We start from the raw sequence: 482 nt of genomic DNA, 5'->3' as shown, positions 1-482 counted from the left end.
GGGTCACCACAACCGCGAACACCGCTGGAAACGTGACCGTGCCCGGGTCCGGCGACCCGTTTTACATAATGAGAGACGGCACCCCAGCGGGGATGTTCTCCAATACGACATACCCTTCAATATCGGTATCTGGCAACACTATTAGTTGGACCGCTGCACAGCAGTCGGTAACAATCATATATGGGGTTTATTGATGGACGGCGGGTTTGAGGCGCGAAACGGCGACAATGTTTTGGTGATCGACTCCCTCTATTCAAACCTCAGCTTGAAATCCAAAGGTTCTGTCACTACCGGCACAACGGGCGCTTACTACTACGTGGATTTGACGCTGGCGTGCGTTGACCCTGTGGTAGCATTCAAGTGCACCAGCGACTTTGCATATTTGCTTAGCCAGACTAATAACGGTAACGGAACGTGGACGTTTCGGTTCGGTAGCTACTCGCCGGGACAGGCCATAAGCTACTGGCTGTTCGATGTCCCGC

1 protein-coding gene is annotated in these 482 nt (G+C 53.3%); it reads left to right on the top strand.

The window, feature by feature from the left end; all coding sequences use genetic code 11:
- Positions 1–193: 193 nt before the first annotated feature.
- Positions 194–482 (top strand): hypothetical protein (locus HAQ05_RS28960; protein ID WP_238936622.1); only part of this gene is annotated, 289 nt, incomplete at its 3' end.

The organism is Pseudomonas typographi (assembly GCF_014694385.1).
GTDB classification, from domain to species: domain Bacteria; phylum Pseudomonadota; class Gammaproteobacteria; order Pseudomonadales; family Pseudomonadaceae; genus Aquipseudomonas; species Aquipseudomonas typographi.
Note: the sequence above shows the minus strand (reverse complement) of the source record. Positions and strands in the feature narration are given on the sequence as shown.